Here is a 19655-nt window from a genome sequence, read left to right as displayed (position 1 = left end):
CTTTATACGCTTTCTTAACTTCACAAATTTATGAAGCTAGCGTACCTTCGAAATCATGACGAAGGCGATCTCCCCCTTCCCCGCGATCCGGGTGGCCGGCCTCCACAAGTCCTTCGGCCGGACCCACGCGCTGGACGGCCTCGACCTCCACGTCGAGCCCGGTGAGGTGCACGGCTTCCTCGGGCCCAACGGGGCGGGGAAGTCCACCACCATCCGCGTCCTGCTGGGGCTGCTGCGCCCCGACGGCGGCACCGCGCAGGTCCTCGGCAAGGACCCCTGGTGCTCCGCCGTCGAGATCCACCGCCACGTCGCCTACGTCCCCGGGGACGTCACCCTGTGGCGCAATCTCTCCGGCGGCGAGGTCATCGACCTCTACGGGCGGCTGCACCGAGGCAGCGGCGCGAAGCGCCCCCCGTGGAGGGGTGGCGGCGGGCGACGGGCGGGCCTGGACGCCACCCGGCGGGACGAACTGCTGGAGCGCTTCGAGCTCGACCCCACGAAGAAGGGACGCACCTACTCCAAGGGCAACCGCCAGAAGGTCGCCCTGGTCGCCGCCTTCGCCTCCGACGTCGACCTGCTGATCCTCGACGAGCCGACCTCCGGGCTGGACCCGCTGATGGAGGAGGTCTTCCAGAGCTGCGTCGCCGAGGAGCGCGACCGCGGCCGCACCGTCCTGCTCTCCAGCCATGTGCTGTCCGAGGTCGAGGCGCTCTGCGACCGCGTCAGCATCATCCGCAAGGGCCGCACCGTCGAATCCGGCTCCCTGGGGGAGCTGCGCCACCTGACCCGGACCACCGTCGTCGCCGAGCTGGCCGGCCCGCCGGCCGGACTCGACGGGCTACCCGGGGTCCACGGCCTCACCGTCCAGCCGCTCCAGGGCGGCCCGGGCTGCCGCGTCCGGCTCCAGGCCGACACCGACCGGCTGGGCGCGGTGCTCGGCCCGCTCGGCGCGGCCGGCCTGCGCAGCCTCACCAGCACCCCGCCCACCCTGGAGGAGCTCTTCCTCCGCCACTATCAGGACGACCCGCGCCCCGAGGCCGGCCAACAGGACGGCGTCCGGCCCGCAGGGACGGTCGCCCGATGAGCGCCCTGGCCGCGCCCGCCGCCGTCCGCCCGGGCGGTCCGCGCCATCTGGCGGGCACCGGCACCCTGCTGCGCCTGGCGCTGCGCCGCGACCGGCTGATGATCCCGGTCTGGGTGCTGCTCCTCGGCCTCTCCGTCGTCGCCACCGGCCCGTCCTTCGCGTCGCTCTACGACACCGCCACCAAGCGCGCCGAGCTGGCCGCGTCGATGAACGCCAACGGCTCGCTGCGGGCGCTGTACGGACCGGTCTTCGGCGACTCCCTCGGCGGTCTCGTCGCCTGGCGGATGGCCGGATTCGGGGCGGTGCTGGCGGCCGTGATGAGCCTGCTGATCGTCGTCCGGCACACCCGCGAAGAGGAGGAGACCGGCCGCCAGGAGCTGCTCTCCGCCGCCATGGTGGGCCGGCGGGCGCCGCTGACCGCGGCCCTGCTGGCGGCCCTGGTCGCGGACGCCGGGGTCGCCGTGCTGACCGCCGCCGGGCTCGCCGCGTCCGGCCGGCCGGTGGGCGGATCGCTGGCCCTGGGCGTCGCGATCGGCGGCACCGGCCTGCTCTTCGCCGCCCTGGCCGCGATCGCCGCCCAACTGACCGAGAGCGCCCGATTGGCCAAGGGGCTGACCGGCGCGGTCCTGGGCGCCGCCTTCGCGCTGCGCGCCGCCGGCGACGCATCCGCCGACGGCGGCTCCCCGCTCACCTGGCTCTCCCCCATCGGCTGGGCGCAGCACCTGCGCGCCTACGCCGGCGAACGCTGGTGGGTGGTCCTGCTCCTCGCCGCCGCGACGGCGCTGGCGACCGCGGCGGCCTACGCCCTGACCGCCCGCCGCGACCTGGGGATGAGCTTCCTGCCGGCCCGCCCCGGCCCGGCCCGGGCGCCGCGCTCGCTCGGCGGGCCCACCGGCCTGGCCTGGCGGCTGCAGCGGACCACCCTGGCGGGCTGGACGGCCGGTCTCGCGCTGGCCGGCGCGGTGTTCGGCGGGATCGCCAAGGGGGCCGCAAGCCTGGTCGACGGCAATCAGCGGACCCGGGAGATCTTCGAGCGGCTCGGCGGACAGCAGTCCCTGACGGACGCCTTCCTGGCCTCGATCACCGGCCTGCTCGGCATGGTCGCCGCGCTCTACGCGGTGGGTGCGGTGCTCCGGATGCGCGCCGAGGAGACCGGTGGTCGCGCCGAGCCGGTCCTGGCGGGCGCGGTGGGCCGGCTGCGCTGGGCGGGCGGCCATCTGGTCATCGCGCTGGTGGGCACCGCCGTGGTGCTGGCCGCCGCCGGCCTGACCCTGGGGGTCGCCTACGGCGCCTCGGTCGGCGACGTCGCCGGCGGCACCGGCCGGGTGCTGGCCGCGACGCTCGCCCAGGTCCCGGCGGTGTGGACGCTCGCCGCGGTGGCGATGGCCGTGCTCGGCCTGCTGCCCCGGGCCGCCGGCGCGGTCTGGGCACTGACCGGGGGCTGCCTCGCCCTTGGCTGGTTCGGCCCGGTGCTGCGGCTGCCGCAGTGGGCGCTGGACCTCTCGCCGTACGGTCACCTGCCCAAGCTGCCCGGCGGGGCGGTGACGGCCGCGCCGTTCCTGTGGCTGACGGCCCTGTCGGTGGTCCTGATATCCGCCGGTCTGGTCGGACTGCGCCGCCGCGACATCGGCTGACATCAGCTGAATCGACTGGGAACGACTGGCAACGACTGGCAACGGTTGACCTCAGCTGACGCCGGCCGGTGCCGGCCGCCCCGGTCGTGCGCCGTCGGAGCCGTAGCGGACTCCGGCGGCGCACGGTGGCCGACGGCGACGCCGTCCACAGGGTGTGGACAGCGTCGGAGTGGGCGGCGCCGTCGTCAGCCGCCCGGTGTCACCAGCCGCGCCTCGTAGGCGAAGACCGCCGCCTGGGTGCGGTCGCGCAGCCCCAGCTTCACCAGGATCCGGCTGACGTGCGTCTTCACCGTCGACTCGGCGACGACGAGATGGGCGGCGATCTCGCCGTTGGACAGGCCCTGGGCCACCAGCACCAGGACCTCGGTCTCCCGTTCCGTCAGATCGCCGATGCGCTCCTGCGCCGGTGCGCGCGGCGAGCCCAGCCGGGAGAACTCGTTGATCAGGCGCTTGGTGACGGTGGGGGCGAGCAGCGCCTCCCCGGCGGCGACGATCCGCACGCCCTCGGCGAGCTGGCCGGCCGAGGCGTCCTTGAGCAGGAAGCCGCTGGCCCCGGCCCGCAGCGCCTGGTAGACGTACTCGTCCAGGTCGAAGGTGGTCAGCACCAGCACCTTGGCGTCCGCGTCGGCGGCGACGATCTCGCGGGTCGCCTCCAGGCCGTTCATCTCCGGCATCCGGATGTCCATCAGGACGACGTCCGGCTTGAGCAGCGCGACCTTCTGCACCGCCTGCCGGCCGTCCACGGCCTCGCCGATCACCTCGATGTCCGGCATGGCGTTGAGCAGCACGGAGAAGCCCTCGCGGACCATCACCTGGTCGTCGACGATCAGTACCCGGATCATGCTCCGCTCCCGCCCCGCGCGGTCTCCGCCGCCGTGTTCGTCACCGGGAGGAAGGCCGCGACCTCGAAGCCGCCTTCCTCGGTGCGGTCGGCCGTCATCTCACCACCGAGCATCTGCACCCGCTCCCGCATGCCGAGCAGCCCGTGGCCGGCGCCCGGCGACGGCTTGGCGAGCCGACTCGGGGGACCGTTGACGATCCGCAGCCCGATCCCGCCCAGGACGTAGGAGATCTCCACCCGTGCGTCCGCGCCGGGCGAGTGGCGCAGCGCGTTGCTCAGCGCCTCCTGCACGATCCGGTACGCCGACAGCTCCACGCCCTGCGGCAGCGGCCGGGCGGCCCCGGTGACCACCGACTCGACGGTCAGCCCGGCGCCCCGGACACTGTCCAGCAGCGCGTCCAGGCTGGCCAGGGTCGGCTGCGGGGCCTCCGGGTCGCGTTCGGCGAAGGCGTCCGGGTCCTCGGAGCGGACCACGCCGAGGATGCGGCGGAGTTCGGTGAGCGCCGCGACGGCGTTCTCCCGGATGGTGGCGAAGGACTTGGCGAGCTCGGGCGGCGGGTCGGTGACCCGGTACGGTGCGGCCTCGGCCTGAATGGCGATCACCGACATATGGTGCGCCACCACGTCGTGCAGCTCCCGGGCGATCAGCGCGCGCTCCTCCAGCAGGGTGCGGCGGGAGCGCTCCTCGGCGGTGACGCTGCGGGTCTCGACGACCTGCCGGCGCTCCTCCCGCCAGGCCCGGACCGCGGCGACCGAGACCAGGACGACGGCGGAGAAGAACGCCACCGGCGGCATGTCGCCCAGCGCACCGTTCCGGGCGAGCACCGACACCACCGAGCCCAGCCCGAACGTGACCACCCACATCTCCACGGCCAGCCGCGGCCGGGTGCGCAGCACCACCAGCGCCATCACGGCCAGGTGGACGACGAAGGCGGAGCTCCAGACGTTGGCGTACGGCGAGAAGAACCGGGCGCCGATCGACTCCACCACGAACGCCAGCAGCGACAGCCAGAAGGCGCCCACCGGCCGGGAGAGGACCAGCACCGGCGGCACCGCCATCATCAGTGCGAGGACGACATCGAGCATCTCGCGCGGCGCGCTGCCGCCGTAACTCGGGCCGACGGACCCCAGGAAGATGCAGGCCGCGAGGAAGGCGACGGCGCCGTGGGGGAGCCAGCGGGCCCAGCGCCGGGCCCGCGCCGGCAGCCATGACAGCCGCCGCGCCAGCCTGGCGTCGTCCAGTGGCGGAAGCGGGCGGAAGGCGAAGGCACCGACGAACAGGTCCTGGCGCACGGTGTGCAGCACGCCGTGGACTATCCGCGCCTCCGAGTGCAGGTCGCCCTGGCTCTGAGTCGTCTTGTTCACGCACACCACGGTAAGCAGCAACGGCCCGCAGGGCGTCCCCACCGAAGCGGATCTGCCGGCGTCCGTCTGAAGTACTACGCGGCGCCGTCGGGCCCCGCGCCCACCGTCCCCGCGGAGGCCGGACCGCCGCACAGCAGCCCGAGCAGGGTGCGGAAGGCGTCGGTGCCGGGCGTCAGCGGGGCGTAGTGGCCGGTGCCGGGCAGTTCGCGCAGCGCGATGGCGGCGGGGTGCGCGGCGGCGTAGCGACGGGAGAGGTCCGGCGGGACGTCGGTGTCGGCGGTGCCGTGCAGCAGCGTGACGGGGACGCCGGCGGGCGGGTGGCGGACCGGGTCGGCGTCGGCCAGCCGCCCGGCGAAACCGGGCCCGGCGCCGAGCAGCTCGGCCACCGCGCCGCCGCTGAGCCCCAGCTCGTGGGCGCGGGCGAGGTCGGCGACGGGGGCCACGGCGACGACCCGGGTGACCGGACCGGGGCGGGCGGCGGCGAGCAGCGCGAGATGGCCGCCCGCGGAGTGCCCGACGAGCACCAGCTCGCGGGGCGGGCCGCCGGGCGCCGCCCCGGCGTCGGCCGCGGTCGCGACGGCGGCCGTGACGTCCTGGAACGTCTGCGGCGCGCCGCCGCCCGCACCGACCCTGCGGTATTCGGCGAGCGCGACCGGCAGCCCGCGCCGGGCCAGCTCCGCCGCGCACGGCGAGAGATGGCGCCGGTCGTACGCGGCCCGCCAGAACCCGCCGTGCAGCAGGACGACGAGGGGCCCGGTCCCCGGCCACCGCCCGTACAGGTCCACGACCTGGTCCGGGTGCGGGCCGTAGGCGACCGTGCGGTCCGGCGCCACCGGGGCGAGCCCCAGCAGCGCCGCCTCCTCGTCCGCCGCGCTCACCCGGCGTCGCCGTCCGCCGCGGACTCCTGCCCCGCGCCGGCCGACTCCGACCCCGACGCCGACTCCGACCCTGACGCCGACTCCGCCGCGGCCTGCTCCCGCAGCACCTCGCCGAGCACCCACGCCGCCCGCTCCGCGTCCGCGAAGGTGGTGTAGAGCGGGGTGAAGCCGAAGCGCAGCACGTCCGGCGGCCGGAAGTCGCCGACCACACCGCGCCGGATCAGCTCCGCCATCACCTCACCGGCCACGGGGGCACCCCCCTGCGCGGCCGCGGAGGAGCCCCCGGGGGAGCACGCCAGCGAGACCTGGCTGCCGCGCCTCCGGTGCTCGTACGGGGTGACCGAGCGGACCCGGCCGGGCGGCGCGTACTCCGACACGCACTCCAGGAAGAAGTCGGTCAGCGCCAGGCTCTTGGCGCGCACGTCCTCGATGGCGACGCCCTCCCACGCCTCCAACGCCGCCTCCAGGGCCAGCATCGAGAGGATGTCGGGGGTGCCGACGCGACCGCGCAGGACGCCGTCGGCCGGGGTGTAGCCCGGCTCCATCCCGAACGGGTCGACGTGCGAGTTCCAGCCGGGCAGCGGCGACTCGAACCGCTCCTGGAGGCTCTTGCGGACGTAGAGGTACGCGGGCGAACCCGGGCCGCCGTTGAGGTACTTGTAGGTGCAGCCCACCGCGAGGTCCACCCCGCACGCGTCCAGCGCGACCGGCAGCGCACCGGCGCTGTGGCACAGGTCCCAGACCGCCAGCGTGCCCGCACTGTGCAGCGCGGCGGTGATCGAGGCCATGTCGTTGAGCTCGCCGGTGCGGTAGTCGACGTGGTTGACCAGCGCCAGCGCGGTCCGCTCGGTGACCTCGTCGGCGATCCGCGCGGGCTCGACCGGCCGCACCGCGAGGCCGGCCATCCGGGCCGCGGAGCGGGCGATATAGCCGTCGGTGGGGAAGGTCGTGGCGTCGACCAGGATCTCCGTGCAGCCCTTGCCGGCCATCCGGATGCCGCCGGTCACCGCCTTGAAGACGTTGATGCTAGTGGAGTCGCCGACCACCACCTGGCCCGGGGCCGCCCCGACGAGCGGGGCGATCCTGTCGCCGATCCGCTCGGGCGCGGTCCACCAACCGGCCTCGGTCCAGGAGCGGATGCGCAGCTCGCCCCACTCGTGGCGGATCACCTCGGCGATCCGGTCGGGCACCGCCCGGGGCAGCGCGCCGAGCGAGTTGCCGTCGAGATAGACGGTGTCGTCGAGGACGAACCTCTCGCGGGTCGTGGTCAGCGGCCCGGCGGCGTCCAGTTCGGCGGCGCGGATCGCCGCCTTGCGCGCCCCGGCAGCGGCCGGGCCGGGGCTCTTCGGGGTCTCACGGCTCTCAGACATGGCTTCGCGCCGTCCACAGCTCGGGAAAGACGTTCTTGCGGGCCCGCTTCTCCAGCCAGGCGACTCCCGCGGATCCGCCGGTACCCATTTTCGCTCCCATCGCCCGCCGGGTCGCCACCAGATGGTCGTTGCGCCAGCGCCAGACCAGCTCCGCGACATCGGTCAACAGCTCGCCGAGCCGCGCGAGTTCGGAGTCCGGCGCGCCGGCGAGGACGGTGGCCCAGACCTCCTCCACCGCCGGGTCCGACTCGTGGCGCTGGGTCGGGTCGCGCCGCAGCACCGTCTCCGGGATCGGGTGGCCCCGGCGGGCCAGCAGCCTCAGCACCTCGTCGTACAGACTCGGTTCGTGCAGTGCCTTCTCCAGTGCGGCGTGGTCCTGCGGGGAGCCGCGGTGCGGCACCAGCATCGACGCGGACTTCTCGCCGAGCAGGAACTCCAGCCGCCGGTACATCGCGGACTGGAAGCCGCTGCCCTCGCCGAGCGCGGCGCGGTAGGCGTTGAACTGCGCGGGCGTCAGCCGGGCGAGCGGCTTCCAGGCGGCGTTCAGCGCCTCCAGCTCCCACGTGGAACGGCGCAGCGCGTCCATCGCCACCGGCAGGTCGTCCCGGCGCAGCGCGTCGGCGGCGGTCGTCCACTCGTGGACGATGACGGTGAACCACAGCTCCATCACCTGGGTGGTGACCAGGAAGACCATCTCGCCCGGGTCGTCGGACTGGAGGTGCTGGAGGTGGGTGAGGACGCTCGCCCGGACATAGTCCTCGTACGGAGTGGCGGTGCCGGCGCCGATGCTCAGGTCGGGGCCGAACGGCGGGTCCGCCTCGGCGGCCGCGGTATCCGGGGCGCGGTGCGCGGGGTGGGTGGGAGACGGCTGCGACATGAGGGACTCCTCAGGTGCGAACTACCGGGTAGCGGTCCGCTCCTTCCTTGTCGGCTCGGGAGCCCCGGTCCCCTCGGGCGCGGGATGACCCGGCCCACTGGAAATCATCGGCGCTGCATCACCACCGCGCAAGAGCCGGCGCACGCCCGCGGCCTCCCGGACCGCCCGCCCCGGGAGAAGGGGCGGGCGGTCGCGACGGCTCAGGAGAGCGTGTCGGCCGCGGTCGGCGAGGAGTCGCGGAGGAAGGTCGTGCAGCGCTCGTACTCCTCCTGCTCACCGATCGTCTGGGCGGCGCGGGCGAGGGCGTGCAGCGCGCGGAGGAAGCCGCGGTTGGGCTCGTGCTCGAACGGCACCGGGCCGTGGCCCTTCCAGCCGGCCCGGCGCAGCGCGTCCAGGCCGCGGTGGTAGCCGGTGCGGGCGTAGGCGTAGGACTCCACCACCCGGCCGGCCTCGAAGGCGTCGTCGGCCAGCTGGGCCCAGGCCAGGGAGGAGGCCGGGTACTTCGCGGCGACATCGGCGGGCGCGGTGCCCGAGGCGAGCATCTCGCGGGGCTCCGGGTCGTCGGGCAGGTGGGTCGGGGGCGGTCCCCCGAGCAGGTTCTCGTGAATGGGCATGGGTCCAGTCTGCCCGTTCGCCGCGCTTGGCCGGTCGCCCACGTTGTCGGCGTTCCCGCCGTGGGGGTTTGGTTTGCGCCTGCGGCGCCTGTCCGCTGCGCGGGGCTGGTCGGTCGCGGTGTCGGGGTTGTGGGGTGGGGTGGTCCGGACTGCTGCGCTTTACGTCCAGACCACCCCACCCCACAACCCCGACACCTCCCGTTGGTGGGAGGGAATTCGCTGAGTGGGGGTGTGCGCTTGTGGGGCCCTGCGGGAGTTATGCGGGTGGGTGGGTGGGGGCGGTGTGGACGGTGGGGAGGGGTGGTCCGTGGTGTGTTCGCCGGGGTCCAGGGGTGGGGCGGAGACGCCGCAGTGGTAGGTGCACTCGGCGTGGCACGGCTCCGTGGCCTCGGGTTCCGTGGCGTGCAGGACGTCGCCGCGGACGGTCAGCCAGGCGATCAGCGCGCCCGCCAGCAGCACTCCGGCGCACAGCGGCATGGCGCGGCGGAAGGCCGCCTCGAACGCCGGGGCCGAGCGGTACGCCTCCGGGCCCATCCCGGCGAGGAGGGGCAGTGCGGCCACCGCCATCAGACCGGCGGCCCGGGCCGCCGCGTTGTTGATGCCGCTGGCCAGGCCGGCCCGGTCGACGTCCACCGACGCCAGCACGGTGGCGGTGAGCGGGGCGACCAGGGTCACCATGCCGGCGCCCAGCACCACCAGTGCCGGCAGCACGTCGACGACGTAGGACGCGCCGGGGCCCACCCGGGTCATCAGCAGCATGCCGGCCGCGCAGAGCACCGGGCCGACGGTGAGCGGGATGCGCGGTCCGATCCGTTGGCCCAGCTCGCCGGAGCGGGCCGACAGCAGCAGCATCAGCACGGTGGTGGGCAGCAGCGCGGTGCCGGCCTGGAGCGCCGAGTAGCCCACGACGACCTGGAGCTGGAGCACGGACAGGAAGAAGAAGCCGCCGAACGCCGCGTAGACGCACACCGTCACGGCGTTGACCGCGGTGAACTGGCGGATGGCGAAGATCGCGGGCGGCAGCATCGGATCGGGTCGCCGTCGTTCGACGCGGAGGAAGAGCGCTCCGAGCAGGACCCCGGCCACGGCCGGCACGATCACCGCGGGTGTGGCGCCCCGCCCGGGCGCCTCGATCAGCGCGTAGCTGACCCCGGCCAGCGCCAGCGCGCCCAGGACCGCCCCGAGCACGTCGAATCCGTGTGCCCCGTCGGCGCCGCGCTCGCGGGTCTCGGGGACGTGCCGCAGCGCGATCGGCACGCAGGCCGCCGCCAGCGGCACGTTGAGGAAGAACACCCAGCGCCAGCCGGCGCCGTCCACCAGCCAGCCGCCGACGAACGGGCCGACCGCCGCCGCCACGCCGCCCAGACCGGACCAGGCACCGACCGCCCGGGCCCGGTCGTCGGGGTGGAACACCGCCTGGATCAGGGCCAGGGAGCCGGGGGTGAGCAGCGCGCCGCCGATGCCCTGGAGCGCGCGGGCCGCGACCAGCACCCCGGCGTTCGGCGCCAGCCCGCACAGCAGCGAGGCCGCCGCGAACCAGATGACGCCGATGACGAAGATCCGGCGCCGGCCGTACCGGTCGCCGAGCGATCCGCCCAGCAGGATCAGCGAGGAGAGGGTGAGCATGTAGGCGGTGACGGTCCATTGCAGGACCGCCAGATCCGCGTTGAGGTCCGCGCCGATCCTGGGCAGCGCGACATTGACGACCGTGCTGTCCAGCATCGCCATCCCCGAGCCGAGGACGGTCGTGGTCAGTACCCAGCGGCCCTGCGGCGAGGCCAGCCTGACCCGCCCCGGCTCGCTCCTGGCCGGTTGCTCCATACGGTGAGCATGCCCCGTTCCACGACCACCCGCTCACCGGCGGCCCCGGATGCCGAAGGGCCCCGCAACCGATACGGCTGCGGGGCCCTTCGGGAGCCATGGGCGCTTACTTCAGCTTGGTGCCCGTGGAGCGCAGGTTGGCGCACGCCTCGCTGACGCGCTTGGCCATGCCGGCCTCGGCCAGCTTGCCCCAGCTGCGCGGGTCGTAGGTCTTCTTGTCGCCGACCTCGCCGTCGACCTTCAGCACACCGTGGTAGTTGCGGAACATGTGGTCCGCGACCGGGCGGGTGAAGGCGTACTGGGTGTCGGTGTCGAGGTTCATCTTGACCACGCCGTTCTCCAGCGCGGTGGCGATCTCCTCGGCGGTGGAGCCGGAGCCGCCGTGGAAGACGAAGTCGAACGGCGACGCCTTGCCGTACTTCGCGCCGACGCCCTCCTGGAGGTCCTTCAGCAGCTCGGGGCGGAGCACGACGTTGCCCGGCTTGTAGACGCCGTGCACGTTGCCGAAGGAGGCGGCGAGCAGGTAGCGGCCCTTCTCGCCCAGGCCCAGCGCCTCGGCGGTGCGCAGCGCGTCCTCGACCGTGGTGTAGAGCTCGTCGTTGATCTCGTGGGTGACGCCGTCCTCCTCGCCACCGGTCGGGGTGATCTCGACCTCAAGGATGATCTTGGCGGCGGCGGCACGGGGCAGCAGCTCCTGCGCGATGCCCAGGTTGTCCGCGAGGGTCTCGGCGGAGCCGTCCCACATGTGCGACTGGAAGAGCGGGTTGCGGCCGGCCTTGACGCGCTCCTCGGAGATCGCGATCAGCGGGCGGACGTAGCCGTCCAGCTTGTCCTTGGGGCAGTGGTCGGTGTGCAGCGCGACATTGACGTCGTACTTCTCGGCGACCACGTGCGCGAACTCGGCGAGCGCCACCGCACCGGTGACCATGTCCTTGTTGTGCTGACCGCCCAGGAACTCCGCACCACCGGTGGAGATCTGGATGATGCCGTCGCTCTCGGCCTCGGCGAAACCGCGCAGCGCCGCGTGCAGCGTCTGCGTGGACGTCACGTTGATGGCCGGGTAGGCGAACTTGCCTGCCTTCGCCCGGTCCAGCATCTCGTTGTAGACCTCAGGGGTTGCGATGGGCATCTGTCCGCTCCTTGTGTGTGCGGGGTGTGCGTTCTTGGCCCTGACCAGGGGGCGACGACTTCGCCGTGGCACATACTCCCAGACTCACCGACTCGCTCCACATCGCCCGTACGGCCGCGGGCCCCGGGGGAGCGCCGTTTCACGTGAAACGGCGCTCGGTGTTTCACGTGAAACCCTGCTCCCCGTTTCACGTGAAACACCGGATTCCCGGCAAAACCACAGGTCAGCGAGAACGACCCGATCGTGTCGTCAGCTCAGGCCGAGGTCGTCGAGCTGGTAGCCGGTGAGGTAAGGGAGCCCGGCGTCGGCGATGGCCGAAGCCGCACCGCGGTCGACGATCGTCGCCACTGCAACCACCTCGGCGCCGGCCTCCCGCGCCGCCTCGACGGCGGTCAGCGGCGAGCCGCCGGTGGTGGAGGTGTCCTCGACGACCAGGACCCGGCGGCCCTTGATGTCCGGGCCCTCGATCCGGCGCTGCATGCCGTGCGCCTTCTGCGCCTTGCGGACGACGAAGGCGTCCAGCCGGCGGCCACGGGCCGCGGCGGCGTGCAGCATCGACGTCGCCACCGGGTCGGCGCCGAGCGTCAGCCCGCCGACCGCGTCGAAGTCCAGGTCGGCGGTGAGGTCGAGCATCAGCTGACCGACCAGCGGCGCCGCCTGGCTGTCGAGGGTGATCCGGCGCAGGTCGATGTAGTAGTCGGCCTCCTTGCCGGAGGAGAGCGTCACCTTGCCGTGCACCACGGCCTTGTCCTTGATCTGCTGCAGCAGCTCGCCGCGCACGTCGTCAGTCATGCGCACGAGCTTAGGACAGCGCCCCCACCCCGGCGTCCGCCGGCTACAGGGCGCGCCAGCTCCAGGTCGTGGAGATCTCCAGCGGATCGATCGGGGTGACCAGGCGCGGGGCGGTGTTCAGTCCGTTCGGCGGGCCGGACTGCGGCTCCACGCAGACCGCGGCCTCCTGCTCGTCGTAGACCACGACCCACTCGGTGCGGCTGGACACCGTCAGCTCCAGCCGCCCCGGCCAGGTGAGCGTCACCTCGACCCCGCGCGACATCCCGAAGCAGTCGTCCCAGGGCCCGGGCTTCGGCGTGATCCGGCGACCGGTCGGAAGGTGGTCCGGCCCGCGCTCCTCCTGCCACTCGGGGGCGAAGTCGATCTGCACGTCCTGGCCCTCGCCGAGGTTGCGCAGGAACCACGGGTGCCAGCCGGCCTGCGCCGGGAAGGAGTCGCCGGTCGCCTCGACGCCCATGGTGAGGGTGAGCGAACCCCCGTCCTCGGCCAGTTCGACGACCTGGGTGACGGTCCCCGGATAGGGCCAGGGGGCCGCGGGATCGGTCAGCTCGTAGGTGAAGGCGGCCGTGGTGTCGCCGGTCCGCGCGGTGCGCCAGCGGAGGTTGCGACCGGTGCCGTGGATGGCGTGCGGCGGGGAGTTGACCGGCATCTGGTGCAGCTCACCGCCGTTGCGGAACCGCCCGTGGTCGATCCGGCCGCACCACGGGACCATCGGGAAGCAGCCGTACTTGTCGCCCTGCCGCAGCAGCTCCGTGCCGCCGACGCGCAGGCTGCCGATCCGGCAGCCGTGGTCAGGATGGACGGTCAGTTCGGTGTCCCCGGCGGACAGCCGTACGCCGTCCGCGCCGCGCTCCCGCGCCGCGCTCTGCGTGGTGTTCTCGGTGCTCACGGAAGCGACCCTAACGGTGCCCCCGCCCGCCCGCCGGGACCCGGGCGCCACCCGGTCACCGGCGTCGCCGCAACACCCGCCCGACGACCACCGCCGAGGCCAGCACCACCGCGGCGGCGGGGGCCGCCCAGCGCAGCGGCAGCGAGCTCCCGCCGGTCTCCGGCGCGGGCACCGGCGCGTACCGACCGCGCGGCGGGGCGTGGTCCACCTCCTCCGCGCTGCGCCCGATCATCGTCCGGCGGGCGTGCGCGGCCTCCGCGGGCGCGTCCCCGGAGAGCTCCTCCGGACCGCCGGCCGCGTCGAGCCCGTCCTCGTCGTCGTCCGCGGCGAAGGCGTCCGCGGCGATCTCGTCCGCCGCGTCGACTTCCGGTTCGTCCGGGTCGGCCACCACCTCGACGTCGTCCTCCGCCGCGCTGTGCGGATCCAGCGAGGAGGGCGGGACCTCGGTGTCGAAGATGCTCTGCGACACCGGCCCGGGGGCCTCGTCCGGAGCCTCGTCCGGGGCCTCCGCGATCGGCCGGTCCGTCAGATCCGCCGCGAGGTTCTCCGCGAAGCGGTCCAGCAGGCGCCGTCCGGCGGTCGCCGCGGTCTGCCCGTCGACCGCGGCCAGCCGGCCCTCGCTGCGGACCGTGCCGGTGCACACCAAGGTCGTCCCGGGACCGGGCTCGGTGGCCGGGACCAGCCGCACGGTCAGCGTCAGCGCCACCGTCCCGTCGCCCCGCGTCTCGGCGCCGCTCGCCTCGACGGTCATCGGTGCGGCCGCGTCGCCGGTCCCGGCGGGGCCGTCGCCGACCGTCAGCGCACCGCGGTAGGTGATGGTGGAGCTGCCGACCCGCAGCCGCAGCCGGCCCTCGGGGCGGTGCGGGACGGCGTCGGCATCGAGTTGGACTCCTGGGACACAGCGCGCCACGCGCTCCGGTTCGGTGAGCGCCTGCCGCACGGTCCCGACGGGAAACGGGACGTACACCTCATGCTCCATGGCATGGGAGCCTACCCAGCGCCCCCGCCGCCCGTGCCCGCTCCGGCGCGAACTTTCTGGTGCGGGCCCCGGACCGGTCCCGTGTCCCGTTGCGGGGCGGGCCTGCCGGTCACTGGAGATACCGGGGATGCATCAGCGTCGAGGGCGGCAGTCCGGGGATCCGCTCGCGGGCCGCGCCGCGCCAGCCGGCCCGCACGGCGCTCAGCGGGACGCCGGTGGGCGGGGCGTCCGGGACCGTGCCGAGCCGGGGCGGTCGCCGGGCGGCCAGCACGAAGCCCCAGTACCCCGCCCCGTCCGGCGGCGCGGCGGAGGGCCGCAGCCGGTCGAACGACCGCGCCGACGGCGGTCGGTCGTCGGTGCCGGGCCCGTCCTGCGGGGCGACCGAGCGGTCCGGGCCGCCCGAGAAGTCCGACGGCCGGCCGGGGATCCGGTACGGCAGGGTCCACAGGCCCACCGAGCGCAGCGTCGCCTCCACCGTCCAGTACGTCCGGGCCCGGGCGCGCGGCGGCCCGGCGTGCACCACCAGTCGTCCGTCGGCGGCCAGCACCCGGGCGGCGAGTCCGTAGAACTCCTGGGAGTAGAGCTTGGTGCTGGCGGTGATCCCGGGGTCGGGGAGGTCGGAGACGATCACGTCGTAGCGCTCCGGCGGACGGCCGCCCGAAGGGCCCTGGCCCCGCAGCCAGTTGAAGGCGTCGGCGGCGACGACCCGCACCCGGGGATCGTCGAGGGCATGGCGGTTGAGGGCGGACAGTCCCGGGTCCGTGCGGGCCAGCCGCACCACCTCGGGGTCGATCTCGACGACCGTCACGGACCGGACCGCGCGGTAGCGCAGCAGCTCGCGCACGGCCATCCCGTCGCCGCCGCCCAGGACCAGCACCCGGCCGTGCGGGCCGCCCGACATCGCGGGGCCCACCAGCGCCTGGTGATAGAAGCGTTCGCTGTCCGAGCTGACCCTCAACCGCCCGTCGAGGAACAGCTCCAGCGGTCTGCCGGAACCTTTCCTCCCCCGTCCGGAACCCGCCCCGATCTCGCGCGGACCGCCCGTGCCACCGGTCAGCACGACCTCCTGGACGGCGGTGCGCTCCGCGACCCGGGCCGCCGTCCCGTACACCGCCCGGCGCGCGGCCCGCTCGAACGGCCCGGCCAGCGCCACACCGGCGCCCAACAGTGCGAGCACCAGCACATTGACGCCGACCAGCACCCACCGCGCGCGGGTGGTCAGATCGCGGCCGAAGAGCCACAGCACCAGCACCGCGCCGGCCAGGAGATTGACCGCCCCGGTGACCAGCGCGCCCGTCAACTGCCCCAGACGGGGCAGCAGGAGGAAGGGGAAGGCCAGCCCGCCGACCAGCGCGCCGATGTAGTCCGCGGCGAACAGGTCGGCCACCGCCCCGCCCGCGTCCTGCCGGCGCACCCGCTGGATCAGCGTCATCAGCAGCGGTATCTCGGCGCCGATCAACACGCCGATGGCCAAGGAGAAGCCGACGAGCGCGGTGCGGGACTGGCCCAGCCAGGCGAAGCAGGCGTAGAGCGCCATCGCGGAGCCGCCGCCGACCAGCGCCAGCACCGCCTCCACCGCGCCGAAGCCGACCGCGGCCCGGCAGCGCAGCCGCTTGGCCAGCAGCGCCCCGACCCCCATCGCGAAGACCATGAAGGACAGCACGACCGACGCCTGGGTGACCGAGTCACCGACCAAGTAGCTTGCCAGGGCGACCAGTTCGAGCTCGTAGACCAGGCCGCAGGCCGCACAGACGAAGACCACGACGAGCACCAGCAGCCGACCGAGCCCGGACGGCACCGGAAGCCGGGCCGGCATCCGGACCTCCGGCGGCCCCAGCGTGCCGGCGACGAGGGGCTCTGGCGGGTCGATCATGACATGAACGCTACGTGACGATTCGGTGCCCCTATGTCACCCACACGAGTGCAGTGTGCGTGCCCCGCACACCAGTTGAGTCGTGTACGGAGTCGTGCGCGGAAAGGTGCGGCAGGCACCGGGGACGACCTCCTTCAGGCGGCGACCATCGCCCGCACCCCCACCCGCGTGCGGGTGACCACCAGCCGCCCTTCCTGTGGGTACGCATGCCAGGTACGCCATCGCACCTGCCCCTGCCGACGCTGCGCCAACATCGCGGTGAAGGCGTGCGGCGAGCCGGGGAAGGTGCCGGCGAGGCCGTGCGGATGCTCCGCGACCAGCGCCAGCAGTTCCTGCGCCCGCCCCGCGAACGAGCCGTGCGAGAGCGTCTCGACGTGCGCGGCGAACTCGTACTCCCAGTCGCCCAACCGCTTGGCCACGCCGAGCGGCAGCGGCGTGCTGCTGCCCGGCATACAGGCGACGGTTTCCGAACAGGTGCCGTGCTCCTCTTCGAGCAGCACCTGATGGGACGCCCCCAGCAGTCTCAACTGCACCTGGGCGTCGTCGAGTTGAAGATTCAGTACGGCCAGCGCCGGCAGGGGTTCCCTGCCCAGTGCCCAGGCCAGGTCGGATGCTCGGGTATCGGTATACGCCGTTTTCAGAGTGGTGAGCATGGGTCGGCTCCGCAAGCACGCAGTGGATGGTGGGCCGGCCCGCCCGAGAAGGGGCTCAGGGATGAATGACTGCCTGCCGGCTCGTGCCCACGCGAAGGTCCGAGAACTGGGGGATTCTCAAGGGAGAGGGAATCACGAATGGCGCAGTACCCACAGCGTTTTTACCCATCTTCGCCCTGGTTTCCATCCCCTAGAGGGCCATGCAGTTCACCTGTTCAACACCCCATCGCACAAATATCGGTGGGCGGTTTTGCGCCATGCGCCGGGAGCATATGCAGAGACGCATGAGCCGCCCGCATGTGTGCCGGAACCGGGCCCCGAAAGGCCGCCGGACGAGGGCCGGACCGGCCCGGAGAAGCAGTGCGCCCACGGCCGCGGACGAGCGCGTTCCGCGGTCATGGGCGCATATGCACGGGCGTCTGCGAGGGTGCTTGCCTCAGCGCCCCCTGGCGCCACTCTCAGGAACCGCCGCCACAGCCGCCGCCCCCGCCGCAGGAGGAACCCCCGCCACAGGAGTGCCCGCCGTGATGGCCGCCCCCGCCGCACGAGGAGTGGTGATGGTGGTGTCCGCCGCCCGAACCGGAACCGGTGTCACCGCCGGCGACCCACCAACTGCCCCCGGCGCCGGCGGCGGTGCCACCGCCGGACCTCTTGTACCCGCTGTGGCCGGCGTACTTCCGGCTCCCCTTGCGGGAGCCGCCCCGCGTGGCCACGATCACCACCGCCAGCAGCGCGATCACCACCCCCACGCACACCGCGATCGCTGCGAATCCCAGGATCACTGCCTCACACTCCTTCCGTCCCCCCAAGCGTGGGGTACCTCCCACGCCCTTAAAGCAGTGGGGTGGGGGTACCTCCCACGCCCTTAAGGCAGTGGGGGAGCCTGGCTCCCCCCGCGCCCCGTGCGCCGCGAGGCCGCCCTGGCCGGCGGCCGTCTTCGTCGTCGGTGCGGGGCTGATGCCCCGGCCCCGGGCGGCTCAAAGCACAGTTGAGGAACTCCAGAGGTTCGGCGGAGGATGGCGCGCATGGACCGACCGCTGCTCAACCACCGCCTCGCCGCCTTCGGCACCACGATCTTCGCCGAGATGTCGGCGCTCGCCCAACGCACCGGCTCCATCAACCTCGGCCAGGGCTTCCCCGACACCGACGGTCCGGAGGAAGTCCGGGAGGCGGCGGTGCGCGCCCTTCGGGACGGCCGCGGCAACCAGTACCCGCCGGGGCCCGGCGTCCCCGAGCTGCGCGCCGCCGTCGCCGCCCACCAGCAGCGCTTCTACGGGCACCTCGGACTGTCCTACGACCCCGACACCGAGGTCCTGGTCACCGCCGGCGCCACCGAGGCGATCGCCGCCTCGCTCCTGGCCCTCCTCGAACCGGGCGACGAGGTCATCGCGCTGGAGCCGTACTACGACTCGTACGCCGCCTGCATCGCGATGGCCGGCGGTCGGCGGGTCCCGGTGACGCTGCGCCCGTCCCCGGAGACCGGCACGTACCACCTCGACCTCGACGAGCTCCGCGACGCCATCACCGACGACACCCGCCTCATCCTGCTCAACACCCCCCACAACCCCACCGGCACCGTCCTGTCCCGCGACGAGCTCGCCGCCGTCGCCGCGCTGGCCGTCGAGCGCGACCTGCTGGTCATCACCGACGAGGTCTACGAACACCTCGTCTTCGAGGGGGAGCACCTGCCGCTCGCGTCGTTCCCCGGCATGCGCGAGCGGACCGTCACCATCGGCTCGGCCGGCAAGACCTTCTCGTTCACCGGCTGGAAGGTCGGCTGGGTCACCGCCGCCCCCGCGCTGATCACCGCCGTCCGCTCGGCCAAGCAGTTCCTCACCTACGTCTCGGCCGGCCCCTTCCAGTACGCCGTGGCCGAGGCGCTGGCCCTCCCGGACTCCTACTTCACCGGGCTCCGCGACGACCTGCGCGCCAAGCGCGACATCCTCGCCGCCGGCCTGGCCGACGCCGGCTTCGGCGTCTACCGCCCGGCCGGCACCTACTTCATCACCACCGACATCCGCCCCCTCGGCGCTGCGCTGTCCCACGAGGGGGACGGCTTCGCCTTCTGCCGCTCCCTCCCCGAGCGCGCCGGGGTCGTCGCCATCCCCAACGCCGTCTTCTACGACCACCAGGACCAGGGCGCGCCCTTCGTCCGCTTCGCCTTCTGCAAGCGCGTCTCCGTCCTGGAGGAGGCGGCGGGCCGGCTGAAGCGGCTGTAGCCGCACGGCGCGGGCGGGCGCCGCAACGACGCGGGCCCCGAAACCGAGGGCGTCGGTTACGGGGCCCGGGCAGCCGGAGGCGGACGGGGGTCAGTCCTCGTCGTCGCCCGGCTTCTCGTCGGAGTCGCCTTCGATCTCGGCCTCCAGACCGAGCTGCTCGACGATCCACCTGTCGAATTCGATCGAGGCACGCACCCAGCTGACCGTGCTCGACACGAAGTGTTCGAGCGAGACACCGGTGCCGACCAGCATCGATGCCTCACCGATCAGACGGACGCTGCCGTCGTCGTGGGTGTGGGTGTACACCTTGGGCCAGAGCGTCCGACGGTTCCAGTCGTCGATCGCCTCCAGCAGCTTCAGCTTCTCGTCGATGCCGTGGACGCGGTCGTAGAACGTACGGACGGAGAAGATCTCCTGCTCCGCCTCACCACGGAACATGAAGTACGTGCGGAACTGCTCCCACGGGGCGGCGAGGTCACCCTCCTCGTCGACGACGTACTTCAGCTCCATCTGCTCAAGGAGCTGCTTGACCAGGTCCTGGTCGGGGACGACGGGACCATCAGGCCCCGACGGCTGCGGTTCGGGCTGGCCCCCGAAATTCGGAATCGAGGACGGGTCGATGCTCACCGTGGAATTC

At 73.5% G+C, this 19655-nt stretch carries 18 protein-coding genes; 3 read left to right on the top strand and 15 right to left on the bottom strand.

Features of this window, described 5'->3' with window-relative positions:
- Positions 1-55: 55 nt before the first annotated feature.
- A complete protein-coding gene (locus tag MOV08_RS22520; protein WP_275308668.1) occupies positions 56-1084 on the top strand; it encodes an ABC transporter ATP-binding protein in 1029 nt (342 codons plus the stop codon).
- Entirely contained in the window at positions 1081-2718 is a 1638-nt protein-coding gene (locus MOV08_RS22515) for an ABC transporter permease (RefSeq protein ID WP_039634985.1), read from the top strand. The genes MOV08_RS22520 and MOV08_RS22515 overlap by 4 nt, the downstream gene beginning before the upstream one ends.
- A 185-nt stretch (positions 2719-2903) precedes the next feature.
- Here the strand turns inward: MOV08_RS22515 and MOV08_RS22510 are convergent, their stop codons facing one another.
- The 14 genes from MOV08_RS22510 to MOV08_RS22445 form a co-directional block, all read right to left on the bottom strand.
- Complete coding sequence (locus MOV08_RS22510; protein WP_039634984.1) at positions 2904-3560, bottom strand: response regulator; 657 nt, start codon at positions 3558-3560, stop codon at positions 2904-2906.
- Complete coding sequence (locus tag MOV08_RS22505; RefSeq protein ID WP_239010115.1) at positions 3557-4924, bottom strand: sensor histidine kinase; 1368 nt, start codon at positions 4922-4924, stop codon at positions 3557-3559. Before MOV08_RS22505 ends, MOV08_RS22510 begins: the two co-directional genes overlap by 4 nt.
- A gap of 74 nt (positions 4925-4998) precedes the next feature.
- Positions 4999-5802: an alpha/beta hydrolase family protein gene (locus tag MOV08_RS22500; protein WP_275308667.1), complete on the bottom strand. Its 804-nt coding sequence runs from the start codon at positions 5800-5802 to the stop codon at positions 4999-5001.
- Entirely contained in the window at positions 5799-7172 is a 1374-nt protein-coding gene (locus tag MOV08_RS22495; RefSeq protein ID WP_052286830.1) for a kynureninase, read from the bottom strand. Before MOV08_RS22495 ends, MOV08_RS22500 begins: the two co-directional genes overlap by 4 nt.
- Positions 7165-8049 (bottom strand): tryptophan 2,3-dioxygenase family protein, encoded by an 885-nt coding sequence (locus MOV08_RS22490; protein ID WP_039634980.1) that lies wholly within the window; start codon positions 8047-8049, stop codon positions 7165-7167. Before MOV08_RS22490 ends, MOV08_RS22495 begins: the two co-directional genes overlap by 8 nt.
- A 200-nt stretch (positions 8050-8249) precedes the next feature.
- Complete coding sequence (locus tag MOV08_RS22485; protein WP_039634978.1) at positions 8250-8663, bottom strand: DUF3151 domain-containing protein; 414 nt, start codon at positions 8661-8663, stop codon at positions 8250-8252.
- A 159-nt stretch (positions 8664-8822) separates the two neighbouring features.
- On the bottom strand, positions 8823-10484 hold the full coding sequence (locus MOV08_RS22480; protein WP_275308666.1) for an MFS transporter: 1662 nt from the start codon (positions 10482-10484) through the stop codon (positions 8823-8825).
- Positions 10485-10590: 106 nt separating this feature from the next.
- A complete protein-coding gene (fbaA, locus tag MOV08_RS22475; protein ID WP_039634976.1) occupies positions 10591-11613 on the bottom strand; it encodes a class II fructose-bisphosphate aldolase in 1023 nt (340 codons plus the stop codon).
- 249 nt (positions 11614-11862) lie between these two features.
- A complete protein-coding gene (gene pyrE, locus MOV08_RS22470; RefSeq protein WP_039634974.1) occupies positions 11863-12405 on the bottom strand; it encodes an orotate phosphoribosyltransferase in 543 nt (180 codons plus the stop codon).
- Between the two features lie 43 nt (positions 12406-12448).
- Entirely contained in the window at positions 12449-13294 is an 846-nt protein-coding gene (locus MOV08_RS22465; RefSeq protein WP_039634972.1) for an aldose epimerase family protein, read from the bottom strand.
- A gap of 55 nt (positions 13295-13349) precedes the next feature.
- On the bottom strand, positions 13350-14273 hold the full coding sequence (locus MOV08_RS22460) for an SRPBCC family protein (protein ID WP_039634970.1): 924 nt from the start codon (positions 14271-14273) through the stop codon (positions 13350-13352).
- 109 nt (positions 14274-14382) lie between these two features.
- Positions 14383-16146: a polyamine aminopropyltransferase gene (locus tag MOV08_RS22455; RefSeq protein WP_275308665.1), complete on the bottom strand. Its 1764-nt coding sequence runs from the start codon at positions 16144-16146 to the stop codon at positions 14383-14385.
- 134 nt (positions 16147-16280) lie between these two features.
- A complete protein-coding gene (locus MOV08_RS22450) occupies positions 16281-16799 on the bottom strand; it encodes a DUF2617 family protein (protein ID WP_275308664.1) in 519 nt (172 codons plus the stop codon).
- 458 nt (positions 16800-17257) lie between these two features.
- Positions 17258-17581, bottom strand: coding sequence for a hypothetical protein (locus tag MOV08_RS22445; protein WP_275308663.1), 324 nt, complete (start codon positions 17579-17581; stop codon positions 17258-17260).
- Between the two features lie 243 nt (positions 17582-17824).
- On the opposite strand from MOV08_RS22445, the gene MOV08_RS22440 reads away from it, so the two are divergent.
- Positions 17825-19018 (top strand): pyridoxal phosphate-dependent aminotransferase, encoded by a 1194-nt coding sequence (locus tag MOV08_RS22440; protein WP_039641308.1) that lies wholly within the window; start codon positions 17825-17827, stop codon positions 19016-19018.
- 90 nt (positions 19019-19108) lie between these two features.
- On the opposite strand, the gene MOV08_RS22435 is transcribed toward MOV08_RS22440, so the two are convergent.
- The gene (locus MOV08_RS22435) at positions 19109-19645 is read right to left on the bottom strand and encodes a YbjN domain-containing protein (RefSeq protein ID WP_039634965.1); all 537 of its coding nucleotides are present in this window, start codon (positions 19643-19645) and stop codon (positions 19109-19111) included.
- Positions 19646-19655 lie beyond the last annotated feature (10 nt).

The sequence above is a fragment of the Streptomyces yunnanensis genome, from assembly GCF_029011865.1.
GTDB classification, from domain to species: domain Bacteria; phylum Actinomycetota; class Actinomycetes; order Streptomycetales; family Streptomycetaceae; genus Streptomyces; species Streptomyces yunnanensis.
This window is presented reverse-complemented; position numbering and strand designations above follow the sequence as displayed.